Here is a 23,695-nt window from a genome sequence, read left to right on the forward strand (position 1 = left end):
CGCCCCTTAACTTTTTGAAGGGCGGGTTTTCAATTTTATCGTTGGATCAGCTCAAGCCGAAGTCGTTGACGAGAGCAGCAAGGCCGCCTTGATAACCGCTGCCGATTGCGTTGAATTTCCACTCACCACCGTGGCGATACAACTCACCGACGACAAGAGCCGTTTCGATGGAGAAGTCTTCCCCAAGGTCATAGCGCAAAACTTCTTCGTTTGTGCTTTCGTTGACGATGCGGATAAATGCATTTGAAACCTGGCCGAAGTTCTGTCCACGGCTGTCAGCTTCATGGATTGTTACAGTAAAGACAACTTTATGGATGTCTGCCGGAACATTCGGCAAATCGACGATTACTTGCTCGTCATCGCCTTCTCCTTCACCGGTCAGGTTATCTCCGGTATGCGTGACGGAACCATTTCCGCCGACCAGGTTATTATAGAAGATAAAATCTTCAGGACCACGGGACTTGCCGTTTTCTCCTACAAGGAAAACAGAAGCGTCCAGGTCAAAGTCGCCACCGCCGCTGTATTTGTTCGTATCCCAGCCAAGTCCGACAGTTACTTTTGTCAGTCCCGGGTTTGTTTTTGTTAAATCGATTTTTTGGCCTTTTGATAAGTTGATTGTTGACATACTCAATTCCTCCTCAGATCAATTGGTTTTTCTTTGGGCATCTTCGTATTTCTTTTGCAACTCTTCAATTCGGACACGGCCTTCTTCGCGCATTTTGCGGTTCTCTTCTTCAATTGCGCGCGTGTCGTTCATCCCTTGCATAATAGTCTCCCATGTTTGTTCGATGGTTTCAATCTTGATGCTCGGTTGACCGGACATGCGCGCAATATCCACGCTCTGGCGTGAAATATCATTGGCGTTGTTGATCAGCATTTCGTTGGTCCGGCGATCCAACTCATTCATCGACTCGGAAACCAGGTTTTGGCGCTTCGCCGCAATCGCATTGATCAAGCCGGTTTTGAAAATAGGAATCGTGGTGACGAACGCAGAGTTGATCTTTCCGATCAGTTTTGTGTTCCCCCGCTGCAGCATACGGATTTGAGGCGCCGCCTGGTACGACACTTGTTTAGCCATTTCCAGATCGTAGACGCGCTGTTCCAATAATTCGATGGCGTTCTGCAAAGAGTTCAGCTCCATCAACGCCATTTGGTCACCTGACTCGGCCTTTTTCCTTACAGCCGGTTCCTGCGCTTTCAATTCCTGCACTTTTACATCACCGGCAGCAATGTACTTCTCCAGCTCCATAAAGTACTGGAAGTTCTGGTCGTATAACTCTTCTAAAGTAGTGGTGGATTTTTTCATTTCCGATTCGTACTTTGTGATTTCCACGTATACTTTATCAATTTCCGTTCCCATCGTCTGATACTTATTAAACAGCTGCTCAATCATTTTGTTGCCTTTATTAAAAATTTTGTTGAAGAAGCCTTTCTTTTCAACGAAATCCTTTTTGTCGAATTTATCCATGATTTTTCCGAGCTGCCGTAATAGTTCACTGGATTCCTCCATGCTGTTGGCCTGCACGGAATTCAGTACTTTTCCTGTAAAAGCCGAAATCTCATTTGCCGGCTCGCGGCCGAACTCCAACAATTCAATTTGGTTTTTCGGGTCAATTTTCGAAGCCAATTGCAGCACTTCCGGATCTTGTTTGAGCTTTGTCTGCAATTCATTTTCATCTTTCATGATCAATTCCTGTTGTTCAATCTGATCTGGCATTGTATTCATCCTGTTTCCCTCCTTTATTGGTTACAGCCATTTCCTGAATAATTTTTTGACTACTGACGGCTCCTGGAAAGGTTCATTGAAACTTCGTTCATCCAGCCAATGTTCATCGATTGCCTCTGTGTCAATCCATCGTTCAATATCACGATGTCCCTGCGGATTGATGACGATGACATCAAGCCCGAACATGTGGACCAACGCAATCGCGTTGGCATCCGCCCGACTGAGTTCGCCGTCTTTTTCTTCGTTGTAAAACAGCAGCGTCGGGACAAACTGAGGATAATCGAACAATTGAATCAGCTGTATCACTGAATCAGGCAATGACATGGACTGGGAAAAAGCATAAAGCTGCAAATCCTCGAACGACTCTCCGGGCTGTGGCAGCAAGATCGGTTTCTCCACATGACGGGCGATTGCAGCACCTATTGCCGTTTGAACACCTTCCGGTAACTTGCTGTATCTCCACCAGTTCGAAGCTTTCATCTTCTCCGGATCCAGTTTTCCGTCATTGCCCAACGCTGCACGGTAATGAAATTGCTGATTGCCTTTCCGTTCCTCGATAAAAGGAAAACTGCGGATCAGCTTGGTGTCCTCCCGTTCCGTCAGGTTGTGGATATTGTCCCAAAAACGGCGCCGGTCTTTTTCGATGCCCATCACTTTGGCAAAAACCACCGGAATCATGACGGTTCCTTTTTCTACGCCAAAAGACGGCCGGACCATGGCCCGTTCTTTTGCCAGCATGAATGCTTCGTCTATGGTCGTTTTCAACCGGATCGACCGTGTAACGTAGGACTTGAATTGGAATGGCTTATAAAGACCGGAATCGTCATGATGAAGCAGCCGGTCCACTTCCTGCGTAGCGCGGTAGGCAACGGTTCCGACCCGCTCCGGCTTTTCTTCCGGAAAAAGAGGAATGCTGTCTGCTGTCACTTGGAACGTGTGGGTATGAAGGCCATCGCCGTCTACTGCTTTTTCAAACCAACGTTCGGCTGTCGGATCAAATACGATGATGTGAAACCCGAATGCAGCGGCAAAAGTGAGAAACCATTTCTCACTTTCTGTTGCCTCTCCGTACCATAAAAATCCGGGAAGCCCTTTTTCCAAAGACAAATTGTCAATCTCCGGCTGGATGTGATTGAACGTCCATTTCACAAGATCGGTTGCTATCCTCCGGAATGAAGAATGAGTCGTGCTGCCTCCCGACTGCTGCTGGAACGCTTTCAATATATCGATCATAACCACCCGGATACGCCGATTCATTCCCGCATCTTTCAACCTTGGCAAAAGTCCTTTGCCGTCAAGGAATGCCACAATCCGGTTAGGTGACAGCCCGTTTTCTTTTTTATTCATCTCAAACAAATCCTGCAAATTGCGCAGCCGCTCCTGATCAATGTGCTTATTGAGCTTTCCGGAAAGCCGCAGTACGCGCCCTTCCGCATCTTCCAGCAAATCGTAAATTGAAGCGAAATAATCATCTGTATCGAGCGGCATGCCGAGAAACTGGCCAAGCAGCTGCGGGTAAGTGATGGTTTCTCCGTCTATTTTCGTTTCAGTGTGATTGACAATCGGCTGTTTCAGCCAACCCGCCAGTTTTTCCGGGTCCCACGTTCTCACGCGAACCGGATGCAGTTGAACCATGGGCTTCCCTCCTTAATTACTTGCTTTGAAGCGATATATCAGCAACTCCCGCCAGGATTTCTTCTCCCGCTTTGATGCCTGTCTGCTCTGTCACCTGAATATGGGAGGAGATCGCCGACCGGCTGCGAACAGCTTCTCCATGTGCTGCCAAAAAACCGAGGTCCGCACTTTCAAGCAAATCCAGATCCAGCAGTGAATCGCCCGCTGCAACAACCAGTTCTGCTTCCATTCTATCACGGACATACTCCATCGCTGCCGCTTTGGTAATACTTTCAGGCATGAAATACAGCTTTCGGCCTTGAAGGGACATCCCCCAGCCGATTTCACGGAACACCTTCGTATAATATTCAAGGTTTTCCACTGGAAAACCTTCCCGGTCCACGATTAAGTAGACAAACCAATCGTCCGCCTGCCTGATTCTCAACACCCACTCTTCGGAGAAATGGCGCTTGATCTCAGGCATCAATTCTTCAATCACCGTCTTTTTGTCGATGCATTGTTTGCGGATATTGTCCGACCAATCACGAACCGGCTGTCCATTTTCTAAAATCACAGCCCCGTTCGAAATAACAGCAAATCGCGGAAGCTGCCCGTCCCTGTATATGCCTGTTACGCGTTCATACTGCTCTTGTGTCCTCGTGGTTACAGGAACAAAGACGGCTGACTTTTCAAGTTCCCATAACGCCTTTTGTCCCCGCCTGGTCATAAAGGATTGCGGCTTGCCTTCAAGATGCTCCACTACCTGTAACTCTTCAGGGGTCACATCTGGTCCCATCGAACGGTGGGAATAGATTAAGGTTTGGTCCAGATCGCTGGCAAATAGTATGGTCATGATTCTTTCCCCGAACGGATCAAACCGATCGCTCTGTAGAAAAGATCCGGCACTTCTATAACCGGCACTTCTTTTTCTGCCGCCAATATGAGAATGTGCTGAACATCCGGGTGTTTTAAATCATTCACAAGCACTTTCCACGGACTGCGCCGGAGAAGCACCCGCGTCGTTTCTCCTACTCCCGGCTTGACCAGATGGTAATCGGTTTCACTGTACATCTTCTGGCCGATCGCTTCTACTTCCTTCATCCCTTCCCAGGTTCTTTCCACTTTGACCGGTGTGCTGAGCACTTCTTTTTCTGCCGCAGCTGAAGTGATTGAGAAACAGGAGGTCACTTGGTCGATAAAGTCATTTGATAAATCTTCCTCCAGCAGTTCACCGTAAAACTTAGCACCATGGAAATCGTCATTGCCAATGTATTTTGGGTTTAGAATGGTACGGCTGACCAGACCCGAGACAGTAGCATTCAAGCAGGCACTTGGAATCAGAAAATCATTTCTTGTGCCAAACAATACAGCGCAGGCTCCCGGGTCGGCAAGCACCGCCATATCATCATGCAGATCCAAATCCTGTTTTTCATTCAGCAAATTTACCGCTTTCGTCAACTCTTTTTGGATGGCGCCTTTGCCGGTCCATCCATCCACAAATTGAATCCGGCTTTTTGGATGGGCCTCTCTGACTGCCTGAAGCGCTTTTTCATCAAGCCCTTTATCCCGAAGGATTGAAACACTGTAATGCGGCCAGTCCAAATTCAGGATTTGCTCAGCGTACCGGCGGATCAGGATACCGATTGGACTTCCCGCACGGGCCAGCGACACCAGCACGACATCCTCTGTACCCGCGTTAAGCAGAATACGCCTTGTCACAACTCCCACCAGACAGCTCAATTGTTCCTTCGTCTTTTCGACCGAAGCGTGATACAGTTTCGTATATTCTTCAGAAGGCCGGTATTCGACCGGGAGCCTTTCAGCATAATGAGCCCCACTTCTCACAGCATTTTCACGTTCTTCCAGGGAACTTTCCGTAAAATCCTCTGTTACATCTTTCAATAAAAAAGTAATGTCTTTTTTCGGATAACTGGTCTTCACTAAACGGGTTGCAATCATTCGGCTTGGGCACTCCTTTCGGCTGCTGTCATGGATATCCATTCAACAGGCGCTTTTTTCTCCAGGTAAGCAAGCAATGGCTGCCAGGATTTTTCATCGATCACTGATTCAGCCAATAGATAAATCTTGTCTACATCCAGTCGATTGACATTATATAAAAAATGGTCAATCCCTTCTGCATCAGGCAAACTGAATTTCGCTTTTTCCTTTATCGGATAACCTTCGCTGTCGGAAGCATAGATCGGACTTCTGGTTGCTGTTTGAACAAGCGGAGCGCCGTCGAGTTCCAATGCGAAGCGAAGCGGTAAATACATATTTTCTCCAATGCCGATCACCAGGGGCTTGGCACCACTCTCCACCGTTTTTACGGCAGCTTGTGCCCAGCTGCCGATTTCTGCATGGGTAGAGCTGTCCAGGCCAAACCTTCCCGTATATGTAAGGTAACGCTGTTGTGTTTGCGAAGAATACGGCAATGCTTTTCCTTCCGCTTTTCTGTTCAGCAAAACTGTTGACGTGCCGCTTAAAAAATCCAGGCTCTCTTCTTCAGGAGATTCACTGTGGATCAACTCGAATTCACCGGCCATCAACGCCAGCACTTCCACATGAATTCCCCGGCTTTCAGCCATCTGTGCCATTGTCTTTTTCTGGCTGTCATTGCGCCAATCGAGAATCGATAAACATTTGTACTCTTTCCCTGGGTATTGGTCATCCAATGCGCCAATCAAATTGATCAATGTATTGCCTGTTGAGATTTCATCATCAACCAACACAATCGTCTCAGCTTTTTCAAGCATTCCGGCAGGTGCATACACTTTGTGGTCCGTCGCATGAGAATGCTCTTCCTGAAAGACGAAAGAAGGTGTTTGGCCTTTGATTTCCTCACGCGTTGTATGAATATAATCCGCTTGCTTAAAATGCTGGAAAACAGCATGGCCCAACCCGGTGGCAGTTTCCGCCATTCCGAGGAAAAGTGTCTTTTCAGACAGGGCAATTCGATATTCCAGAGCTTTGCGCATCAATTTGCTGGATGGTTTTTGTGATTCAATCATGCGTGCAATTTCTTTCGTTTGCGGATGTGCCGAATCCCCTGCACTCTCCATCAGTAAAGAAGCCAGCAATGTTCCCGTCCCCAGGGCAAGTGACGGATGAACGGCCAAATGTTTTGCGATCAGTTTACTGACAAACAGAAATTGCCTTTTTTTGTTAATTCGCAGAGCCATGGCAAACAGCGAATCAGGCGTCAGCCCTTCGTAAGTTCGATGTATTTTTACGTTGATGTCCATTTTATCCCAGTACTTATAATTGGTTTGAAAATTGTTCGGCACGGATATGGTTGAGGACATCGATTGCTTGATAGTTTTCATTCAGCACCCCATAGACTTTCGCTTGAGCCGCAACCTTCTTCGCCCAGCTCAAATGCGGTTTTACTTCATTCATTTTATTTCGTTTCGGGCTCTGCAGCACACCATTGCGTTTTTCACTTTCCGACAAAATCAGCATGGCGTCTTCATAGGTCTCCAGAGAAACAATATGTCCGGCATTGACGATGGAAATCTGCGAAGGGTGAATGCAGGTTTTTCCTTTGAATCCATTCAGAATATCCAGCTGAACTTCTTCCCACAGAACTTTTTCTATAGAGGATGAAAGCCAGCCGTTTCGATGACCCGAAAAGTATTCATAAACAGGACCGGATACGGTAAAGCCATCTTCTGCCCGACTGAAGCGGTTCAGAACGGAAACCAGGCAGTCCCTGATCAAGTGCACATCGTAAACGGTGCGTTCCGCAGGACGGCGGATTCCATACAAGCTGGAAAAATCAGTGGCTCCTACACGCACTGTCAGGACCCGCTCTTTTTCCGCCACCAAAATTTTATATACTTCCTGTAAAGTCTGTTCTCTCGATTCGGTGTACAGCACTTCTTTCGTCTCCAGTAAAGGCAGTGCATATAACTTTCGATTCGCTGCTTCACTGGCACGGTCAAGCGCGCCAAAAAAAGACAGCAGGTTATCCGGCTGGCATTTCGGGAAGACGATGCCGGTTAAGACACCCATTGCCGTTCCTGCCTGGCAAACGATTTTGTCTAATTGTTCAGCATCACGAATCCGCAAGAACAAGGCAGGACCTTTTTCCAACTGATCAACCGGTGCCAGCTCGAGCTTTTTCAGCTGGCTCACTACATTCTTCTCTGCTGCAGGCAATTCAAAATCCGCGACTGCATCTTCCAGGCAGATGATCAAAGTCGCCAAGCCGGAAAAAGCTGCCTTCCTGTAACTGCCATCAATGACTTTCTGCGCAACATCAGGTCTCGATCCTGGTGTATAAAGCGCCGCTCCCAATGCCAGTCCCAACGTTTCCCGTTCTGTATCACGATTGAATTCTGCCGGGGAATATTTAAAGAAGGTTTTTAAATCAGAATCAGTCAATGCATTAAAATGTTTCACAATTGTCCCCTCCCGGCATGATGAAAACGTCATCTTATTCTTTTTCAAATAATGGAGAAAAAAGCAAGGAGCCCCGCCCCTTGCTTGTCTTCTCTTCACTGATTGATCAAGCGTCGAGTCCGAAATCCTTTACGAGAGATCCGAGTCCGCCCTGGTAACCGCTTCCGATTGCATTAAATTTCCACTCATTGCCGTGGCGGTAAAGTTCCCCTACCACAACAGCCGTTTCGATTGAAAAATCTTCTCCCAGGTCATAGCGGATCAATTCTTCATTTGTTTCGGCATTAACAATCCGTACATATGAATTGTTTACTTGCCCGAAATTCTGGCCGCGGGCTTCTGCATCATGGATCGTGATGGCAAAATTCACTTTTTCGATGGAAGATGGAATCGAAGACAAATTCACCTTGATCTGCTCATCATCGCCTTCCCCTTCGCCGGTTTTGTTGTCACCGGTATGTTCGACAGCTCCACCAGCGCCGACTGTGTTGTTGTAGAATACGAAATCCGCTTCTGAAGCCGCTTTGCCTTCAGCATTCAACAGGAATACGGAAGAGTCCAAATCGAAATCATGGCCTCCGTCGTATTTATTGGTATCCCATCCTAAACCAACGATGACATTTGATAGCCCCGGGTTGCTTTTTGTTAAATCCACTTTTTGTCCTTTTGATAAATTAATAGCCACTCCACTTCACTCCTTATGCGTATTTGTTGGCAATCGAGCCAATATCAGAATCCGTCGTACTTTCCCCTACTGCAGAGAACTTCCATTCATTGCCCTGGCGGTAGATTTCACCAGGAATCAAAGAAGTCTTGCCGGAGTAATTCTCCGTCAGATTGTAATGGACCAGTTCTTCTCTCGTCTGGTTATCGACCAAACGGATAAAGGCGTTTTCAATCATGCCGAAATCCTGCTTTTTCTTTTGGGCATTGTAGATATTGACGACAAATACAAGACGATGAATCGATGGAGAAATACGTTTCAAGTCAACGTTGATCGTTTCATCGTCGCCTTCGCCTTCCCCCGTCAAGTTGTCGCCGGAATGCACGACACTGCCGTCCTTACTTTTCTTGTTTCCAAAGTAAATCAGGTTTTCTTTGCCGCGTAATTTTCCATTTTCATCAAGCATGATGACGGAAGCATCACAGTCGATATCAGCTCCGCCACCGCCGCCGCCAAGCAGGCCGCTTAAAAATCCACCGCTCTTTTTGGTTTCGACCGGGTCCCACCCGAGGCCAACCATAATGCTTGAAAGGGATGAACGCCCTTTTGTCAAATCGATTTTTTGACCTTTCACTAAATTGATAGCCATCTTCAACACTCTCCATTCTCTTTATGCATTCTACTTCAATACTATTTGTAAACTCAGAAAAATTCAATTTTAAAAGCTGAAAAGTTTTAACCTTTCACGTCTTTTGCCGGAGATGATCCAGCATTTCTGAATTTATACATTTCCCTCTCCTACTGTACGTAAACAAAAAGAAAAGGTTTCATTGTTTCTGATAGACTCACGGTGCCGGCTTATTTTATCATCATTGGGGGTAAACAAAGTCAGAGACCGAGTTTTTTACATAAATGAAAGGGGAAGTGGTTATGAAGCTGATATCCATTGTTGTGCCCGCTTATAATGAAGAACACAATATTTCTTCGATGCATGAGAAGCTGGTTCAGCAGTTAGACGCGCTTCCTTATCGATATGAAATCATGTTCATCAATGATGGCAGCAGTGATGGCACGCTCGAAGAAATCTTATCGCTGGCCAAAGTTCATAAATACGTCAAATATATTTCGCTGACCCGCAATTTCGGCAAAGAAGCTGCCATTCTTGCCGGCCTTCAGCGCGTCAAAGGAGAAGCTGTCATCCTGATGGACAGTGACCTGCAGCATCCACCGACTTTAATCGGCGAAATGCTTCAAGGATATGAAGAAGGCTTTCATCAAGTGGTGGCGAAGCGGTCACGAGTCGGGGATCCAAAACTGCGCAGTTTTTTATCGTCCCTCTATTACCGGTTGATCAATTCCATTACAGACGTGGATCTAATGGACGGAGAAGGTGATTTCCGCCTGTTGAGCAGAAAAGCCATTAATTCCATTCTGACACTCAGCGAGAGCAACCGTTTTTCAAAAGGTCTTTTTTCCTGGATCGGGTTGAGCAAAAAAACAATTTGCTATGAAAATGTCCTGAGAGAAGACGGTGATTCCAAATGGTCGTTCGGCAGCCTGGTCAATTACGGAATTGACGGCATTCTGTCCTTTAACACGAAACCTTTGCGAGTTTGTTTTTACACCGGCTTTATCGTGTTGTTTTTGTCATTGATTTACATCGGCATAACGCTGATTCAAATTATAAAAGAAGGCATCGGGGCACCGGGTTATTTCACCACCATCACCGCCATACTCGTACTGGGCGGAATTCAGCTCATCAGTCTGGGAGTTGTCGGGGAATATATCGGCAGAATCTATAATGAAACGAAAAGGCGGCCGAACTTTTTGGTTGATGTCAGCAACGTGGATGAATATGATGAACAGTAAATTTCTGAATACGGAGTTTACCCGCTTTCTTTTTGTCGGTGTCATCAACACGCTGACATACTACGCTATTTACCTGGTTCTGCATAATGCCTTTTCCCTTCCTTATTTACTGGCTCATGTCATTGGATTCTTTATCAGTTTGAATGTCTCTTTTTTCCTTAACTGTTACGTAACGTACCGAATCAAACCGACGTTAAAAAAATACCTGTATTTCCCTTTGACTCAAGTGGTCAATATGTCCGTCTCTACATTTCTGATATTTGTATTTGTGGAGTTTTTCAAGCTGAACAGTAATATTGCACCTTTTGCTGCAGTGATATTTACTGTACCAATCACCTTTATCGTGTCCAGCAAAATTTTAAAGGACACTTCTCAACAAAAATTTGTCAAAAGACGGTGAATCCATGCGCAACATGACTTTTACAATTGTGCTAATGTTTATTTCCCTCCTGCTGTCTGTTTTCGGACATGCAGTCTTTTTGTATCAGTGGATGCACGACAGCTTTATGGTGGGCATCGGGGATGGCATTGCACAAATGGTTCCATTTAAACAGCTGCTGTATGACCAATACACAGAAGGAGAATTCTTTTATTCTTTTGACTTCGGCTTAGGCGCCGGCACCTACAGTGAACTGGCCTATTATTTTTCGACTTCTCTCGTATTCATCGTGACGGTGCTGGTCGTCTTTTTACTGGAAACGGTGGGGGCCATCGGTTCACCGGATGCCTTGTTTTGGGCCAACGCCGCCGTGTTCATCAGCATTGTCCGTTTGGCGTTTATCCTGTTCATCGCCACCCATCTCTTCCTGTACATGAGGTTTTCACGCCTCCTGGCAGTACTGGGGGCTTCTTTCTACGGTCTTACGGGCATGTACTTTCGCCACACCGTATACTGGGAGTTTTTCGCCGATGCTTTCCTGTGGCTGCCGCTACTGATTCTGGGTGTGGAAAAAATCTTCCGGGAACAAAGACCGGGCTGGTTTTTAGCCGCCGTGGCCATCTCGATGGTTGACAATTTCTATTTTTCTTATGTCAATTTCTTGTTGACCGGCATTTACATTCTGTTCCGATTGTTCATTCCTTTGGTTCCGTCCGAAACGAAAAGGAAAAAAGCGGTTGTCCAATTGTTTTTGAGCGGGTTGATCGGCGCCGGAATCAGTGCCGTCTCTTTTGTACCGGCCGTATACGCCTATTTGAATAATCATCGGCCGCCTTTTGAACAGGAAGTTGTGTGGTTTGAATTTATCGACAACATCTTATTTACGAGCCGGTATATTATGCCTCCCGCTCTTTTTGTCTTGTTGCTGTTTTGTTTTTTTCTTTATAAAAATAAGACATTCCGTTTGTTTGCTTTATTGGGGATGGCAGGACTTGTTCTTCACTACAGCCCAATGGCAGCCAGCGCCTTTAACGGGTTCTCCGCCCCTCAATACCGCTGGCAATATTTCATGGCATTGGTCATTGGGGGAGTAATAGCAGCCGGGATGCAGGATTTGTCGAAACTCACTACGAAATCTTTAACGCTCGCTTCTGCATTAGCCTTCGCCTGCTATGGATTATATGCAGCCAACGACGACTATTTTAAATTTTTCTCTCTTTCAACTGCATGGACATTGGGTACTTTGTTGTTGACCACCGGGCTGCTGTTCGGCTACGTGAAAACTGGCAGAGCCGGGTTCCGATATTCGTTAATCGGCTTTTTGTTTCTATGGATGATCGTTTCGGTCAACTTTTATCAGGTGGAGAAACTTCTGAAAGACGGAGACATTGCAGAAGTGACAGAAGAACTGCTGACAGGACCGGAATATGATGACCCTGAAATCCGGAATCTTATCAGGACAATTGAACAAAGAGAAGAGGACAGCTTTTACCGGATCGATTACATGGAAGGTGAACGCAACAATTCCCCAATTGTCCAGGGATACCGCGGTGTCAGTGCCTATTCGAGCATCCTGAACAAAAACTTGCTGTACTTCTATTTATATGACCTGGAAATCGATATGGCCCGTGAAAGTGTCAGCCGTTACGCTACGCTGGGAAATCGAGCGAATCTTTTAAGCCTTATCCAAGGCAAATATATTATTTTGCCTCAGGCCGATCCCAATGTCCCTTATGGATTTACAGAAGTAATGTCTTCAGAAAATTATACGGTCTATGAAAATGACAACGTATTGCCGTTTGCCCGTTCAGCTTCGACGATTTATCAAGAGGAACAGCTGGCTCCTTTTCCGCCTTTGATCCGGGAACATGCCATGCTGACAGGCATTGTGCTTGATGGAGACCAGGAGGCAGATCCCCTTCCTGACGTTCCGGACCAAACAGCTTCTTTCGTGATTTCTGAACATGCGGCTTCCTTTGAAGATGGTATATTGACCGTATTTGGAGAAACGGGCGGACTTGACCTTACGCCGGTAGACGGTAACTTCACCGAGGGCGATGTCTATCTATCCTTTCATTTAGAGAATATGGCAGCTGGTCAAGGTTTTCCGCTTACTGTAAATGGCTACCATACGACACGCAAACCAAACGATTCTATTTACAAAACGTTTGTCGATGATTTAACCATCCGCATCCCGTCAGCTGAAGTTGTGGAAATCCGTGTGCCGGAAGGACAGTATAAATTGACGGAACTCGAAATTTATGAAGAACCTTATGATGTATTGGAAGAACAAAGCAACCAGCCATCCACTCTTTCTTCTTTCCGCATCAACGGGAGTAGAGTTGAAGTTTTATACAACAACCCGCAAGGTCATCAATATCTGGTCATGAACATCCCCTATGAACGAGGATGGCGAGCGACAGTCAATGGACAAAACGTCGATGTCCTGAAAGCAAACTATGCTTTTCTTGCCGTTCCGCTCACTGAAGGTGAGAATGAGATGACGCTGACTTATCTGCCTCCTTTCTTTACACCTTCTCTTATTGTCAGCTTGCTGTCTCTGTTTTTGGCGATATGGTGGTCTTTCAGAAAAAGGAGAACATGAATCCGGAATTTCTCCTACAAAAGAAGTGCTTTCTGAAAATAGCGTTTATTTCCCCGGAAATAAGTGTATTGAAAGAATAACAAAATCTTCAAAAAGGAGTGGTTTAGTTGAAGCGTTGGCTGATGTTCCTACTGGCAATTGCAATTCTCCTTGTCCTTACAGCCTGTGGTGGTGGTGATACAGAAGAACCGGCAACAGAAACGGAAGGTGTGCCGGAAGAACAGGAAAATGTGGAAGGTGAAGAAGAAACTCCTCCAGTTGGCGAAGAAGCAGGTGAAGATGAAGGTGGCGGGGAAAGCGAAGAGTTCATGTTTTTAACCATCGACATGATGGACAGCGATGGCAATTCCATTGGCACTGCTGAATTGAGTGATGAAGACAACGGTGTTACTGTAGCACTTGACGTCGAAGGCCTGGAACAAGGGACCCACGGCATTCACTTCCATGAAACGGGACAATGTGAAGCACCTGATTTCGAATCGGCGGGAGGTCATTTTAACCCGACAGGCGCGAGCCATGGCTTAAACCACCCGGAAGGCCCTCATGCAGGTGACCTGCCAAACATTGAAGTCGGCGAAGATGGCACAGTCAGTGAAGAAATTACAGCTGAAAATGTCACCTTGAAAAGCGGCGAAGACAACTCATTGGTGAAAGAAGGAGGAACAGCTTTGATCATCCACGCTGGTGAAGACGATGGCGAAACTCAGCCATCCGGTGATTCCGGCGAACGAATTGCCTGCGGCGTGGTGACTGCTGAGTAAAAAAAGCGGGCATCCCGCTTTTTTTTGCATATATCCACGTACAAAATTGTTACGCTGGCCATCCTCCTGCAAGCACATGCGTTTATACGGGATTCAAAAGGGAATGAATACCGTAAACCGAATTTGTGAAGGAGGATTTTTTTATGTCAGAAGACAAGTTTGAACGAATTGACGAAAAAGTGGACCCTCAGGAACAGCCGAGACAACCGGGTCTGGAAAAGGAAATGGATCCTGAACCGATTTACGATGACAAAGAGTATAAAGGATCCGGCAAACTCCAAGGCAAAGTGGCATTGATCACCGGCGGAGACAGTGGAATCGGTCGTGCGGTAGCGATTGCTTTCGCCAAAGAAGGCGCGAATGTGGCCATTGCTTATCTGGATGAGCACGAAGATGCTGATAAGACGGTTAAAATTGTGGAAGAATACGGAGCCAACTGCATGAAAATCGCCACCGACATCAGCGATGTAGAAAATTGCCACCAGCTGGTTGCCGACGTAGTGGCTGAATTCGGCAGCTTGAATATACTGGTCAATAATGCCGGGAAACAATTCCCGCAGAAAAACTTCTTGTCCATTACACCCGACCAGCTGAAAGAAACGTTTGAAACTAATATCTTTTCCATGTTTTACTTGGCACAGGCTGCCTTGCCCCACCTGGAAAAGCATGATTCCATTATTAATACCTCGTCTGTGACGGCATACCGAGGGTCACCTGGACTCATCGATTATTCAGCGACAAAAGGAGCGATCACTTCCTTTACACGTTCTTTATCTCAAAACTTAATAGATGAAGGGATACGGGTCAACTCAGTAGCTCCAGGGCCGATTTGGACACCGCTGATTCCGGCTTCTTTCGATGCCGAAAAAGTTGGGGAACATGGTGGGGATACACCGATGGAGCGGCGTGGCCAACCTGCGGAATTGGCGCCGGCTTATGTTTACCTGGCGTCCAGAGACTCCACTTACATCACCGGCCAGACAATCCATGTCAACGGAGGAGATTTTATTACGTCCTAATTCACCCTAACTTTTGCATTCTTGTGTTTGAGTGAGTTTTTTTGCCGCATTCGGGTATAGGGAGGATATATAACCCAGTACTGAGGAGGTGGACCCATTGAAATATTTAGAAGCTTTTATCGTCAAGTTTGCAATGATTTTCGCTGTGCTGTTCATTGTTCTGGGACTGGCCTACGGCGTTCAGGTTTTTGAAATATTTATCATCAGTGTCATCTTGAGTGTTGTTGGATTTGTAGGGGATTTAACCATTTACCCAAGCACGTCCAATAAAGTTGCAACCGGCGGTGACCTCGTGCTCGCTTTTGCCGCAGTCTGGCTGATTGGCCTCTGGATGATCGAAAATCCTGACTTTTCTCTTGTTATGGCTGCCATCTATTCAGCTGTTTTAATAGCCGCCGGCGAATGGTTTTTCCATATTTATCTGACAAAGCGGGTGTGGAAACAGAAAGAAACTTCCCACACGACCACACACGATGAACCTAGACAGTCTTAACACCGAAAAGACGCCGATGCAGTTGCACGGCGTCTTTTACTTTTCAGGGACAGGCGGGAAAAAGCGCACTTTCTTTCGTTTGGAGTAATGAGTAAGCGGCTTTTCCAAATGAAGATTTTTTGATAAAAAGCTCGCCATAGTATTGTTTTCTATCTCACCTTGTATATATTGCAACTTCCAAGGGGAATGTTCAATATCCAGCCGGAGCAGCTGTCCTTTTGGTTTTGTCCATAAACAATAACGTTCCGTCAGCCAGCTTTCAAGCTCTGTTTTGTCAACAGGGTGTGAGGTTACTCGATAAGACAATTCCAAGGACTCCGGAAAAGAACCTTTATTCGTTCTTCTGCTTTTGAAAGTGCATCTTTTTCCGGTCGTTGACATTGCCATCTGCGCATGCCGGTAAGGTAAGAAATCACCCAATCTTGCTGCTTTGACAGCTAACGGATGATCTGCATCGAGACTGAAAAAATACACACCCGATTGCCTTTTGTATGTTACATAAGTTCGGACATTCAATTCCAGGAAAGAACTGACTCCGGGCACAGGCGGAAGAAAACGGGGGCGTGTCTTTTTTGCTTTGAAAAAAACCAGTCCAAGCCATGCCTTTCCATCATAAATGTCAATTTCGAGCTCAGCCGGCACATATTTTCTCATTTCATTCCTGTCTACGGGCCAATGCATAAACACCAAATCGTGCCATTCCTGAGTCATCATCCACTTTTTCGGCATTTTCATCGCTCCTTTCCGTAAAAATAGCCTCTTCCTGAGAAGAGGCTTGTGATGAGAAGTTTACTTCAGTTTGTCTTCCGGCAACGTATCATGTGCTTCCGGAGGTGCTGGTTTCAGGATGGGCGCCTCGCCCATCGGTTCCGGTTTTTCGACAGTGAAATTGTGGCCGTCCGGCGCTGTTTCGTGTAACCAGGAAAGCTGAGAGCTGGTGCTGGTTTCAGAATTGGTGAAATGGATATGTGAATACTCGGAAGCTTCCCATTCTGGAGGAACAGTAGAAGGCACGATAACGCCTTCTTTTGCTTCCATTTCTTTTATCGCTGCAAGCCATTGGTTTTGATGCATTGTATCACGCGCTAAAAGGAAGGAAAGCATTTCTTTTACGCCCTTATCATCCGTCATACTGTACAGGCGAGCCACTTGCAGGCGGCCTTGCGACTCAGCGTTGACATTGGAACGGAAATCCGCCAGCAAGTTCCCGCTTGCGATAATATAGCCTGCATTCCACGGCACTCCATTGCTGTCTTTAGGTGACGCTCCCAAGCCATGGACAATCGCGTGCTGTGGATTCATGCCTCCCAGGATGGCTCCCACTACCGGATCTGCTGCCGCTTTTTCCTGTTCGTAGGCAGGTGCTCCTTCCAACAATCTGGCAACCATGGTCGCCAGCATTTCGATATGTCCGAGTTCCTGAGTGCCTGTATCCATCAATAAGTCTCTGTATCGCTCATGGCCACGTGTACTCCAACCTTGGAATAAGTATTGCATCGCTACAGTCATTTCACCATATTGCCCGCCGATGACTTCCTGCAATTGTTTCGCAAAAACGGCATCTGGCGCATCGGGTTTAGCATGGAATTGAAGTTCTTTTCTATGGAAAAACATCTACAAGACCTCCTATATATGTTTTGAAATTATATTGCTTATTTTCCGGGGTTATCATTATTGGAGTCAATTCGTCCTTCACTCTTCGGTGACACGTCTTGGGGGTGGCCGCCGTCATAGTCAGAGTCGTTGCCACCCGCATTAAACTCATTTTCATCGAGTGATTTTTTATCGCTTTTTTCCTTTTGATTCGGGCGCTCTTCATCGGAACTGATGCGTCCTTCGCTTTCAGGATAAACGTCTTTCGGATGGCCTCCATCGTAGTCAGAGGCATTGCCACCCGCATTGAAATCATTTTTTCCTTTTCCGGTTTCAGTGCCTTCAGATTCATTTTTTAAGGGGTCTGTGCTGTAATCTGATTCTTTGTTCCCCACGTTTCTCCCTCCTTTCTGCTCATGTTAGTTTTAGGCACGCATTATTTGGATACCCTTCTGGCTCTGATTGAAACAAGTTTTTTCACAATTCAAAACCAAATAGCCTGTACGTGGAGATGCATAAATACAAAAAATAATCGGCCCCCACCATTACTGTCGGGGGCCGATTATTTTTTGCTACTATTTAAAAACACAGACACAACACAGGAACCGGTTTCTATAAATTCTTTTGGCAGAATCAGCTTACTCGCCGTCATAGCCCGCCCATCTTAATGACCTTCCTAATTGTGAAAACCACATTGCTTATAAGTCCTTTTTCTCCTGGGTGATCAACCGGTATGATTTACCGGTTGGGTCTCTTTTGTAACAAAAGCCAGGGCTTTTTCAATTGTAGAAAAAGTCGTCAACCGGCCATCAAGGCTTTCGTCGGTAACAAACTCCTGCGCTGCATAAGGGGAAATTCCGGTAACGTATAAATTGCTCCCCATAATCCGAAGCGCATCTCTGATTTGCAGAAACCAATGGAGCGGCGGGTTATCATCCCATGACAAACCGGTAATGTCAATGATGGCGTGCTCAATGCGATGTTCCTGTACATACTCACAGATTTTCACTTTCAGCATTTCAAAACGCTGCAGATTCATCGTCCCAACCAACGCCACAGTAGCGACATTTTCCTGAATTGCCAATATCGGCAGCATCAGCCGCTCAATCTCCATTTCATTGGCCATGATGGCCTGTTGCTGAGAACGTTCCAGTGTAATATCCGTCTGTGTGCCAATAAAATACAGTGAATCCTCTACCTGGACCGGCCGAACAGCCAACCGATTCCAAAAAGGAGTGCCATCCTTCCGGTAATTTTGAATGGTTACGGTAACGCTCTCCCTTGCTTTTACAGCATCTCTGATTTTCTCTACATCTCTATGGTCAGTCTCTTCCCCTTGCAAAAACCGGCAATTACGGCCTATGACCTCGTCTTCTGCATACCCCGTCATTTCCAGAAACGTTTTGTTGGTATAGATGATGGGGTTATCTTTTTGCTTAGGATCGGTCACAATGGTGCCGACTCTGCTTCCATCAAGCATAGCTTCCAGCAATTGCGTTTGTGTTTTGTCATCTAATGATTTCATTGGATACATATAGTTCACCTCATAGCTTCTAGCTTGTTACAAGCAATAGTAGCATATTTCTAAAGCAATACAAAAGGGCGGACAATACATCGAAACGTTTCAGCTTTAATGGAAAGGGTAAATGAAATTATAGTCATGAAACCCGGAGGAGGAAGATAGTATGGCGAAAGTATTGGCTGTTTTATCAAGTGGATATGCCGACGAAGAAAACAATTACGTAACAGGATGGTGGGCTGAAGAGCTATTCGCTCCCGTACTCGCTTTGGAAGAGGAAGGACATATTGTGGGTTTGGCCACTCCTGAAGGTGGCAAGCCCGTTGTTGATCCGCTCAGTCTCACTGAAGATTATGACCCCGATGGAAAGTACAAAGAGTTATACGAATCAGGGATAGCAGATAAAACAATTCCGATTGTGGATGTGAAAGCAAGTGAATTTGACGCTGTTTTCATCGTCGGCGGACACGGCGCCATGTTTGACTTGGCACACCATGAAGACCTGCATGCCATCCTCAATATCATTCACCAGAATGGCGGCATCATTGCGGCGGTATGCCACGGACCAGCTCCACTTGTCTTTACAAAAAACAAAGATGGCCGGCCTATACTCGAAGGCTTGAAAGTGACAGGATACCCCAACGACAAAGAACCTGAGGAAGTGCGCGGATTATTGCCTTTCAGCCTCGAAGATGAACTTCGGAAAATCGCATCTTATTCAGACGCTCCTGATGAAAAAGAATACATTGTATGGGGCAGCAAACAAATTCTCACAGGCCGTGATCCCGGTTCTTCTGAGCTTTTCGGCAAAGAACTTGCGAAAGCGTTGACCCGCCGCGAACAGGAAGCGGAAGAACGTTTTTTGGATTAACGCAGACCAAAAAGGGTATGTATAAATAATAAGCAGGAACAGGAGGGAGATACATGAGCGAGAAAGAACCAAAAGAAAAAAAGTATATGGAAGCAGAAAAAAAAGATGTACCTAAGCCTTCTGGAAGAGAAGAAGGGATCAAAGAACCAAGAGTCAAAAATTTCCCTAAAATCCAAGTGGGGGTCGCTATCTTTGTCGTAATTGTACTGATTATTGTAATTATAGGGATCTCTTACGGAATGTATGGTTTGTTCTTCAACTGATTGCTTTTATGCAATCAGTTTTTTATTTTTACAGCTTACAGAAGCATATGGCTTGTTTCCGTTTATGTGACATAAAAAACAAGAGCCTGCGAAATCACAGGCTCTTGTTTAGATCATTCTGGATATCAGGAACCGCGGTTGTTGTTTCTTTTTTCTTCGTCTTTTTGACCCATGTCTTCGTAAAATTCCTTGTCATGCTTCTTTGAAGTTGCCTCTCCGCCCGTGTGACCTGCTTCTTCATTGATTATTTTACCATTATTGCGATTTGCCATTTTCGATTCCTTCTTTAAATTAATATCGGTGCGCACACCCGCACTCTACCTGGTTACTTCTCTTCATGTCATCGACTTGTAATATCTACCAAGCAAATTTTCTTTGCGCATTATGAAAGAGCTTTTAGCAGGCTTACAGGCTTTCTGTCAATTCGATGTCAAATTCCATCAATTCTCCACCGCGATACACTTTTACTTGCAAGGTATCGCCGACGTCAGTTTTATTGTATAGATGCTGGCGAAGTTCAAGTACTGATCCGACTGCTTCTCCGTCCATTTCCACAATAACGTCCAGTTCTTTAAGCCCCGCTTCAGCTGCTCCAGACCCGGGTGCCACGGACTGCACGATAATACCGCTTTCCACGTCAGCCGGCAAATTCAATTGGCTTTGCCGTGATTGTGCCGGAATTTCAGCTAAATCCAGAATGGAAACACCGATGGAAGGACGTTCCACTGCCCCTTTTGTTTCCAGGTCTTCAATGATGGGAGCCGCAAAGTTGATAGGGATGGCTAGGCCGATTCCTTCCACTGCCTCCTGCGCAATTTTCATCGAGTTGATGCCGATTACTTGTCCCTGGCTATTGATCAATGCGCCGCCGCTATTGCCGGGATTGATCGCTGCGTCCGTTTGAAGGACTTCCGACTGCCAATCTTCTTTTCCGTCTTCGTTAATATCAATCGGGATGGATCGTTCTGTACCCGAAATAACCCCAGTAGTAACAGAGCCAGAGAACTGAAGGCCCAATGGATTGCCGATTGCAATGACCGGCTCGCCCGCTTTCAAGACAGAAGAATCACCAAACTCAGCTACAGTAGTGATGTTGTCATCTGCCACTTTCAATACCGCCAAATCCGTCCATACATCTGTCCCTAATACTTCTGCATCCAGCTCCGTTCCATCAGCTAACGTGATTTTTACGTCTTCCGCCCCTTCCACGACGTGGTTATTCGTAACTATATAGGCAAAGCCATCCTGTTTTTTATAAATGACTCCAGATCCTGTCCCCGCTTCCTGGGCTTCTGTTTCTGTCGCTGGCATGAAAGGGTTTTGCTGGGCAGTCTGCATATTCGTCACCCCTACAACAGCAGCAGATGTGTCTTCTACGGTATCCGTAACATCTGTCGTAACAACACTTGAAGTATTTTGAAGGCCGCTCACAGTTTCGACAGTTCCCTTCTCGTCTTGCATTGCAACTTCCTGGTCTGTAAACCCTGGAAGTACTACTCCTACAAGCATGGCGCCCGCAATCAGCCCTGTGAAGCTTGAAGCGAAATAGCCTGTACGTTTTTTCTTCGGTTGCGATGAATTATAGTAACCCATGATTAATTTCCTCCTTGAATAAGTATGTTGTCAATTTCCGGCGATTATTTTTCAGCGTTCTTGGTCCGCTTTCAATTTTCATCCGTTACTTCACTTAACCCCTCTTTTCCTAAGCGGTTAACCATAGCTTACCAAGCAATTATGAATAAACTATGACCAGAGTTTTAACAGAAATGAAAAGTTTCGAAAACAAAAAATGACTGAAGAGCTGCGAGCTCTTCAGTCATTTTTGTGCGGCAGCCGAATTTGGAATTTCGTGCCTCTGTCTTTTTCGCTTTCCACTTGAACATCCCCATCATGCAACGTAATCAATTGCTTCACAATCGACAAGCCGAGCCCGAATTGCCCGCTTCCGCGTGACACATCTGATTTATAGAAACGTCGCCAGATCTGATCGATTTCTTCCACATCAATGCCCGATCCAGTGTCTTCCACTTCTATCAGCATGAATTCCGGTTCTGACGAAGAGCGCAAAGTTATCAGCCCGTTCTCAGTAAATTGAATGCTGTTTTTAACAATATTTACCAGCACCTGAATCAGGCGGTCCATGTCTCCGTAAATCACTTGACCTTCCTTGGCTGCTGTTTCAATTCGATTGCCTTTTTCAGCCGCTTGCATCTCCAGCTGTTCCTGGATGATTTCAAAAAGTTCTTCCGCTTCGATTTCCTCTTTTGTCAACGTGACCTGGTTCGACCGTATCTTTTCGTAATCCAGATTTTCGTTGACCAGACGCATGAGACGCTTGGTTTCATCGCTTACAAGACGAATGCCTTTGTCCTTCTGCGCTTCCTCGATCATGTTATTGCGCAACCCTTCAATGACACCTGCAATCGTCGTCAAAGGCGTTCTCATTTCGTGGGAAACGTCGGCCATGAACTGCCTTCTTCTGTTTTCAAGGCGTTCGATTTCTTCGTTGGACTGCTGCAGATTGAGCGCCATTTTATTGATATCCCGACTCAAGTCACCGATTTCGTCAAAATTCGATTCCGGTAAATCAACATCGTATCGGCCTTCACTGATCATAGAAGTCGCTTTTTGCATACGCTGAATCCGGCTGACATGAAGTTTTGACAACAATAAACTCAATAGCAGCGCAATTGCGAGTGCCAAAAGGCTCACCGTCACCAGCGTCCAGTTCAGCTCGGAAATCATTTCACTTGTCCCGCTGACCGGCGAAGCCAGCAGGACACCGCCCACTAATCTGCCATTATCCACATACGGCAACGCGACAAACGTCACTGTATTTTCAAATCGCTCGACATCCCGGTTGACGACCAGCGTTTCTCCCTGCTCAATGACGTTCCATTCTTCCGCCGTCAATTCCACAGGTGGAAAAGCACCCGAATCCGGATATAAGATACGGCTTTGCTGGTCAAAAACAATGAAGTTAATGTTCTGCGCTTCTAAAATGGAAACGTAGGACTGAAGATCAGACCCCGGTCGTGGACGCTGAAGATCCGAAAGAATCTGTTCCCCGTAACTCTCCAACTCCTCCGCTTTTTCTTCATAGGCGAAATCCCCCACATATTGCACGAACAGCAAGCTCAGAATGAGAAATGCAATCAGCAAAACACTTAAATGACTGGCGATCAACTGGTAAAAGTACTTAATCCGCATGTGGTTCTTCAAACTTGTACCCTACTCCCCAAACGGTATGGAATAAGTTTTCACCGTTTGTAATTTTTTTCCGGAGGCGTTTGATATGGACATCAACGGTACGTTCATCGCCATAGTATTGATAGCCCCATACCTGCTCGAGCAACTGCTCACGGCTGAAGACTTGTTTTGGATGCTGCAGAAAAAACACAAGCAAATCGAATTCCTTAGGTGTCAGGTTGTGGACTGCCGCTCCCTCTTTTTGGACTTCCCTTGTCTCTTTATTGACTTTAAAATAGTTGGTTTCAATTAAACCCGCCGTCTCCACCGGTTTTTGTGTACGTCTTGCCACCGCCTTGATGCGTGCCATTAATGCCAGCGGACTGAACGGTTTTGTCACATAATCATCCGCTCCCATCTCAAAGCCGATGACTTGATCGGACTCACTGTCTTTCGCTGTCAGCATGATGATGGGAACCTGATCGCCTTCTTCCCTGATTTTCCTGCACAAGGTCATCCCGTCCATTTTCGGCAACATCCAGTCAAGAACGAGCAAGTCATACATTCCTTTTTTGTATTTGTCATACCCTTCAACTCCGTCAGCTGCAAACTCGCCGGTTATTCCTTCTTTTGATAAGAACATTTCCAGCATCGAGCTGACATTCGGGTTATCTTCAACCACTAAAATTCTCATGCAGCTTCTCCCTTCCCGCCATCATTCGGCTGTGA

At 46.0% G+C, this 23,695-nt stretch carries 25 protein-coding genes; 8 read left to right on the forward strand and 17 right to left on the reverse strand.

Annotated features, from left to right (window positions below):
• Positions 1-46: 46 nt before the first annotated feature.
• The 9 genes from EEX84_RS06435 to EEX84_RS06475 all read right to left on the reverse strand — a co-directional run bounded on the left by EEX84_RS06435 (position 47) and on the right by EEX84_RS06475 (position 9,054).
• On the reverse strand, positions 47-625 hold the full coding sequence (locus EEX84_RS06435; RefSeq protein WP_123164774.1) for a TerD family protein: 579 nt from the start codon (positions 623-625) through the stop codon (positions 47-49).
• Positions 626-643: 18 nt separating this feature from the next.
• A complete protein-coding gene (locus EEX84_RS06440; protein WP_123164775.1) occupies positions 644-1,726 on the reverse strand; it encodes a toxic anion resistance protein in 1,083 nt (360 codons plus the stop codon).
• A gap of 21 nt (positions 1,727-1,747) precedes the next feature.
• A complete protein-coding gene (locus EEX84_RS06445) occupies positions 1,748-3,361 on the reverse strand; it encodes a YceG family protein (protein WP_123164776.1) in 1,614 nt (537 codons plus the stop codon).
• A gap of 16 nt (positions 3,362-3,377) precedes the next feature.
• Positions 3,378-4,193 carry a hypothetical protein gene (locus tag EEX84_RS06450; protein ID WP_123164777.1) on the reverse strand — a complete coding sequence of 272 codons (816 nt, stop codon included), beginning with the start codon at positions 4,191-4,193 and terminating at the stop codon, positions 3,378-3,380.
• Positions 4,190-5,299 carry a cysteine protease StiP family protein gene (locus tag EEX84_RS06455; RefSeq protein ID WP_123164778.1) on the reverse strand — a complete coding sequence of 370 codons (1,110 nt, stop codon included), beginning with the start codon at positions 5,297-5,299 and terminating at the stop codon, positions 4,190-4,192. The genes EEX84_RS06450 and EEX84_RS06455 overlap by 4 nt, the downstream gene beginning before the upstream one ends.
• Positions 5,296-6,663, reverse strand: coding sequence for a phosphoribosyltransferase family protein (locus EEX84_RS06460; protein WP_123164779.1), 1,368 nt, complete (start codon positions 6,661-6,663; stop codon positions 5,296-5,298). Before EEX84_RS06460 ends, EEX84_RS06455 begins: the two co-directional genes overlap by 4 nt.
• Positions 6,596-7,741, reverse strand: a complete 1,146-nt coding sequence (locus EEX84_RS06465; RefSeq protein ID WP_123164780.1) for an HpcH/HpaI aldolase/citrate lyase family protein — start codon at positions 7,739-7,741, stop codon at positions 6,596-6,598. Before EEX84_RS06465 ends, EEX84_RS06460 begins: the two co-directional genes overlap by 68 nt.
• Before the next feature lie 106 nt (positions 7,742-7,847).
• Positions 7,848-8,426, reverse strand: coding sequence for a TerD family protein (locus EEX84_RS06470; protein WP_123164781.1), 579 nt, complete (start codon positions 8,424-8,426; stop codon positions 7,848-7,850).
• Positions 8,427-8,439: 13 nt separating this feature from the next.
• On the reverse strand, positions 8,440-9,054 hold the full coding sequence (locus EEX84_RS06475; RefSeq protein ID WP_123164782.1) for a TerD family protein: 615 nt from the start codon (positions 9,052-9,054) through the stop codon (positions 8,440-8,442).
• A 281-nt stretch (positions 9,055-9,335) separates the two neighbouring features.
• Between EEX84_RS06475 and EEX84_RS06480 the strand changes: the two genes are divergently transcribed.
• The 6 genes from EEX84_RS06480 (at position 9,336) to EEX84_RS06505 (ending at position 15,531) form a co-directional block, all read left to right on the forward strand.
• Complete coding sequence (locus tag EEX84_RS06480; RefSeq protein WP_123164783.1) at positions 9,336-10,274, forward strand: glycosyltransferase family 2 protein; 939 nt, start codon at positions 9,336-9,338, stop codon at positions 10,272-10,274.
• Entirely contained in the window at positions 10,264-10,674 is a 411-nt protein-coding gene (locus EEX84_RS06485; protein WP_123164784.1) for a GtrA family protein, read from the forward strand. Before EEX84_RS06480 ends, EEX84_RS06485 begins: the two co-directional genes overlap by 11 nt.
• Positions 10,675-10,678: 4 nt before the next feature.
• The gene (locus EEX84_RS06490) at positions 10,679-13,258 is read left to right on the forward strand and encodes a YfhO family protein (protein ID WP_123164785.1); all 2,580 of its coding nucleotides are present in this window, start codon (positions 10,679-10,681) and stop codon (positions 13,256-13,258) included.
• Between the two features lie 107 nt (positions 13,259-13,365).
• Positions 13,366-14,019: a superoxide dismutase family protein gene (locus EEX84_RS06495; protein WP_123164786.1), complete on the forward strand. Its 654-nt coding sequence runs from the start codon at positions 13,366-13,368 to the stop codon at positions 14,017-14,019.
• Between the two features lie 143 nt (positions 14,020-14,162).
• Positions 14,163-15,038, forward strand: a complete 876-nt coding sequence (locus tag EEX84_RS06500) for an SDR family oxidoreductase (protein ID WP_123164787.1) — start codon at positions 14,163-14,165, stop codon at positions 15,036-15,038.
• 97 nt (positions 15,039-15,135) lie between these two features.
• The gene (locus EEX84_RS06505; protein WP_123164788.1) at positions 15,136-15,531 is read left to right on the forward strand and encodes a DUF2512 family protein; all 396 of its coding nucleotides are present in this window, start codon (positions 15,136-15,138) and stop codon (positions 15,529-15,531) included.
• A 36-nt stretch (positions 15,532-15,567) separates the two neighbouring features.
• Here EEX84_RS06505 and EEX84_RS06510 read toward each other — a convergent pair whose 3' ends face one another.
• The 4 genes from EEX84_RS06510 to ytvA form a co-directional block, all read right to left on the reverse strand.
• Positions 15,568-16,266, reverse strand: a complete 699-nt coding sequence (locus EEX84_RS06510) for a YqjF family protein (protein WP_123164789.1) — start codon at positions 16,264-16,266, stop codon at positions 15,568-15,570.
• 54 nt (positions 16,267-16,320) lie between these two features.
• Positions 16,321-17,145 carry a manganese catalase gene (locus EEX84_RS06515; RefSeq protein ID WP_123164790.1) on the reverse strand — a complete coding sequence of 275 codons (825 nt, stop codon included), beginning with the start codon at positions 17,143-17,145 and terminating at the stop codon, positions 16,321-16,323.
• A gap of 38 nt (positions 17,146-17,183) precedes the next feature.
• Positions 17,184-17,519 carry a hypothetical protein gene (locus EEX84_RS06520; protein WP_123164791.1) on the reverse strand — a complete coding sequence of 112 codons (336 nt, stop codon included), beginning with the start codon at positions 17,517-17,519 and terminating at the stop codon, positions 17,184-17,186.
• A 329-nt stretch (positions 17,520-17,848) separates the two neighbouring features.
• On the reverse strand, positions 17,849-18,658 hold the full coding sequence (ytvA, locus tag EEX84_RS06525) for a YtvA family blue-light photoreceptor (RefSeq protein WP_123164792.1): 810 nt from the start codon (positions 18,656-18,658) through the stop codon (positions 17,849-17,851).
• Positions 18,659-18,809: 151 nt separating this feature from the next.
• Here ytvA and EEX84_RS06530 point away from each other — a divergent pair, with 151 nt between their 5' ends.
• Positions 18,810-19,514, forward strand: coding sequence for a type 1 glutamine amidotransferase domain-containing protein (locus tag EEX84_RS06530; RefSeq protein ID WP_123164793.1), 705 nt, complete (start codon positions 18,810-18,812; stop codon positions 19,512-19,514).
• Between the two features lie 53 nt (positions 19,515-19,567).
• On the forward strand, positions 19,568-19,777 hold the full coding sequence (locus EEX84_RS06535) for a hypothetical protein (protein ID WP_123164794.1): 210 nt from the start codon (positions 19,568-19,570) through the stop codon (positions 19,775-19,777).
• 125 nt (positions 19,778-19,902) lie between these two features.
• Here the strand turns inward: EEX84_RS06535 and EEX84_RS16500 are convergent, their stop codons facing one another.
• The 4 genes from EEX84_RS16500 to EEX84_RS06550 all read right to left on the reverse strand — a co-directional run bounded on the left by EEX84_RS16500 (position 19,903) and on the right by EEX84_RS06550 (position 23,660).
• On the reverse strand, positions 19,903-20,049 hold the full coding sequence (locus tag EEX84_RS16500; RefSeq protein WP_158599075.1) for a hypothetical protein: 147 nt from the start codon (positions 20,047-20,049) through the stop codon (positions 19,903-19,905).
• Positions 20,050-20,182: 133 nt separating this feature from the next.
• Positions 20,183-21,370, reverse strand: a complete 1,188-nt coding sequence (locus EEX84_RS06540; RefSeq protein ID WP_123164795.1) for a S1C family serine protease — start codon at positions 21,368-21,370, stop codon at positions 20,183-20,185.
• Between the two features lie 219 nt (positions 21,371-21,589).
• Positions 21,590-22,987, reverse strand: coding sequence for a sensor histidine kinase (locus tag EEX84_RS06545; RefSeq protein WP_123164796.1), 1,398 nt, complete (start codon positions 22,985-22,987; stop codon positions 21,590-21,592).
• Positions 22,977-23,660: a response regulator transcription factor gene (locus tag EEX84_RS06550; RefSeq protein ID WP_123164797.1), complete on the reverse strand. Its 684-nt coding sequence runs from the start codon at positions 23,658-23,660 to the stop codon at positions 22,977-22,979. Before EEX84_RS06550 ends, EEX84_RS06545 begins: the two co-directional genes overlap by 11 nt.
• Positions 23,661-23,695 lie beyond the last annotated feature (35 nt).

Origin of the sequence: Planococcus salinus (assembly GCF_003719725.1) — a bacterium.
Classification (GTDB): domain Bacteria; phylum Bacillota; class Bacilli; order Bacillales_A; family Planococcaceae; genus Planococcus; species Planococcus salinus.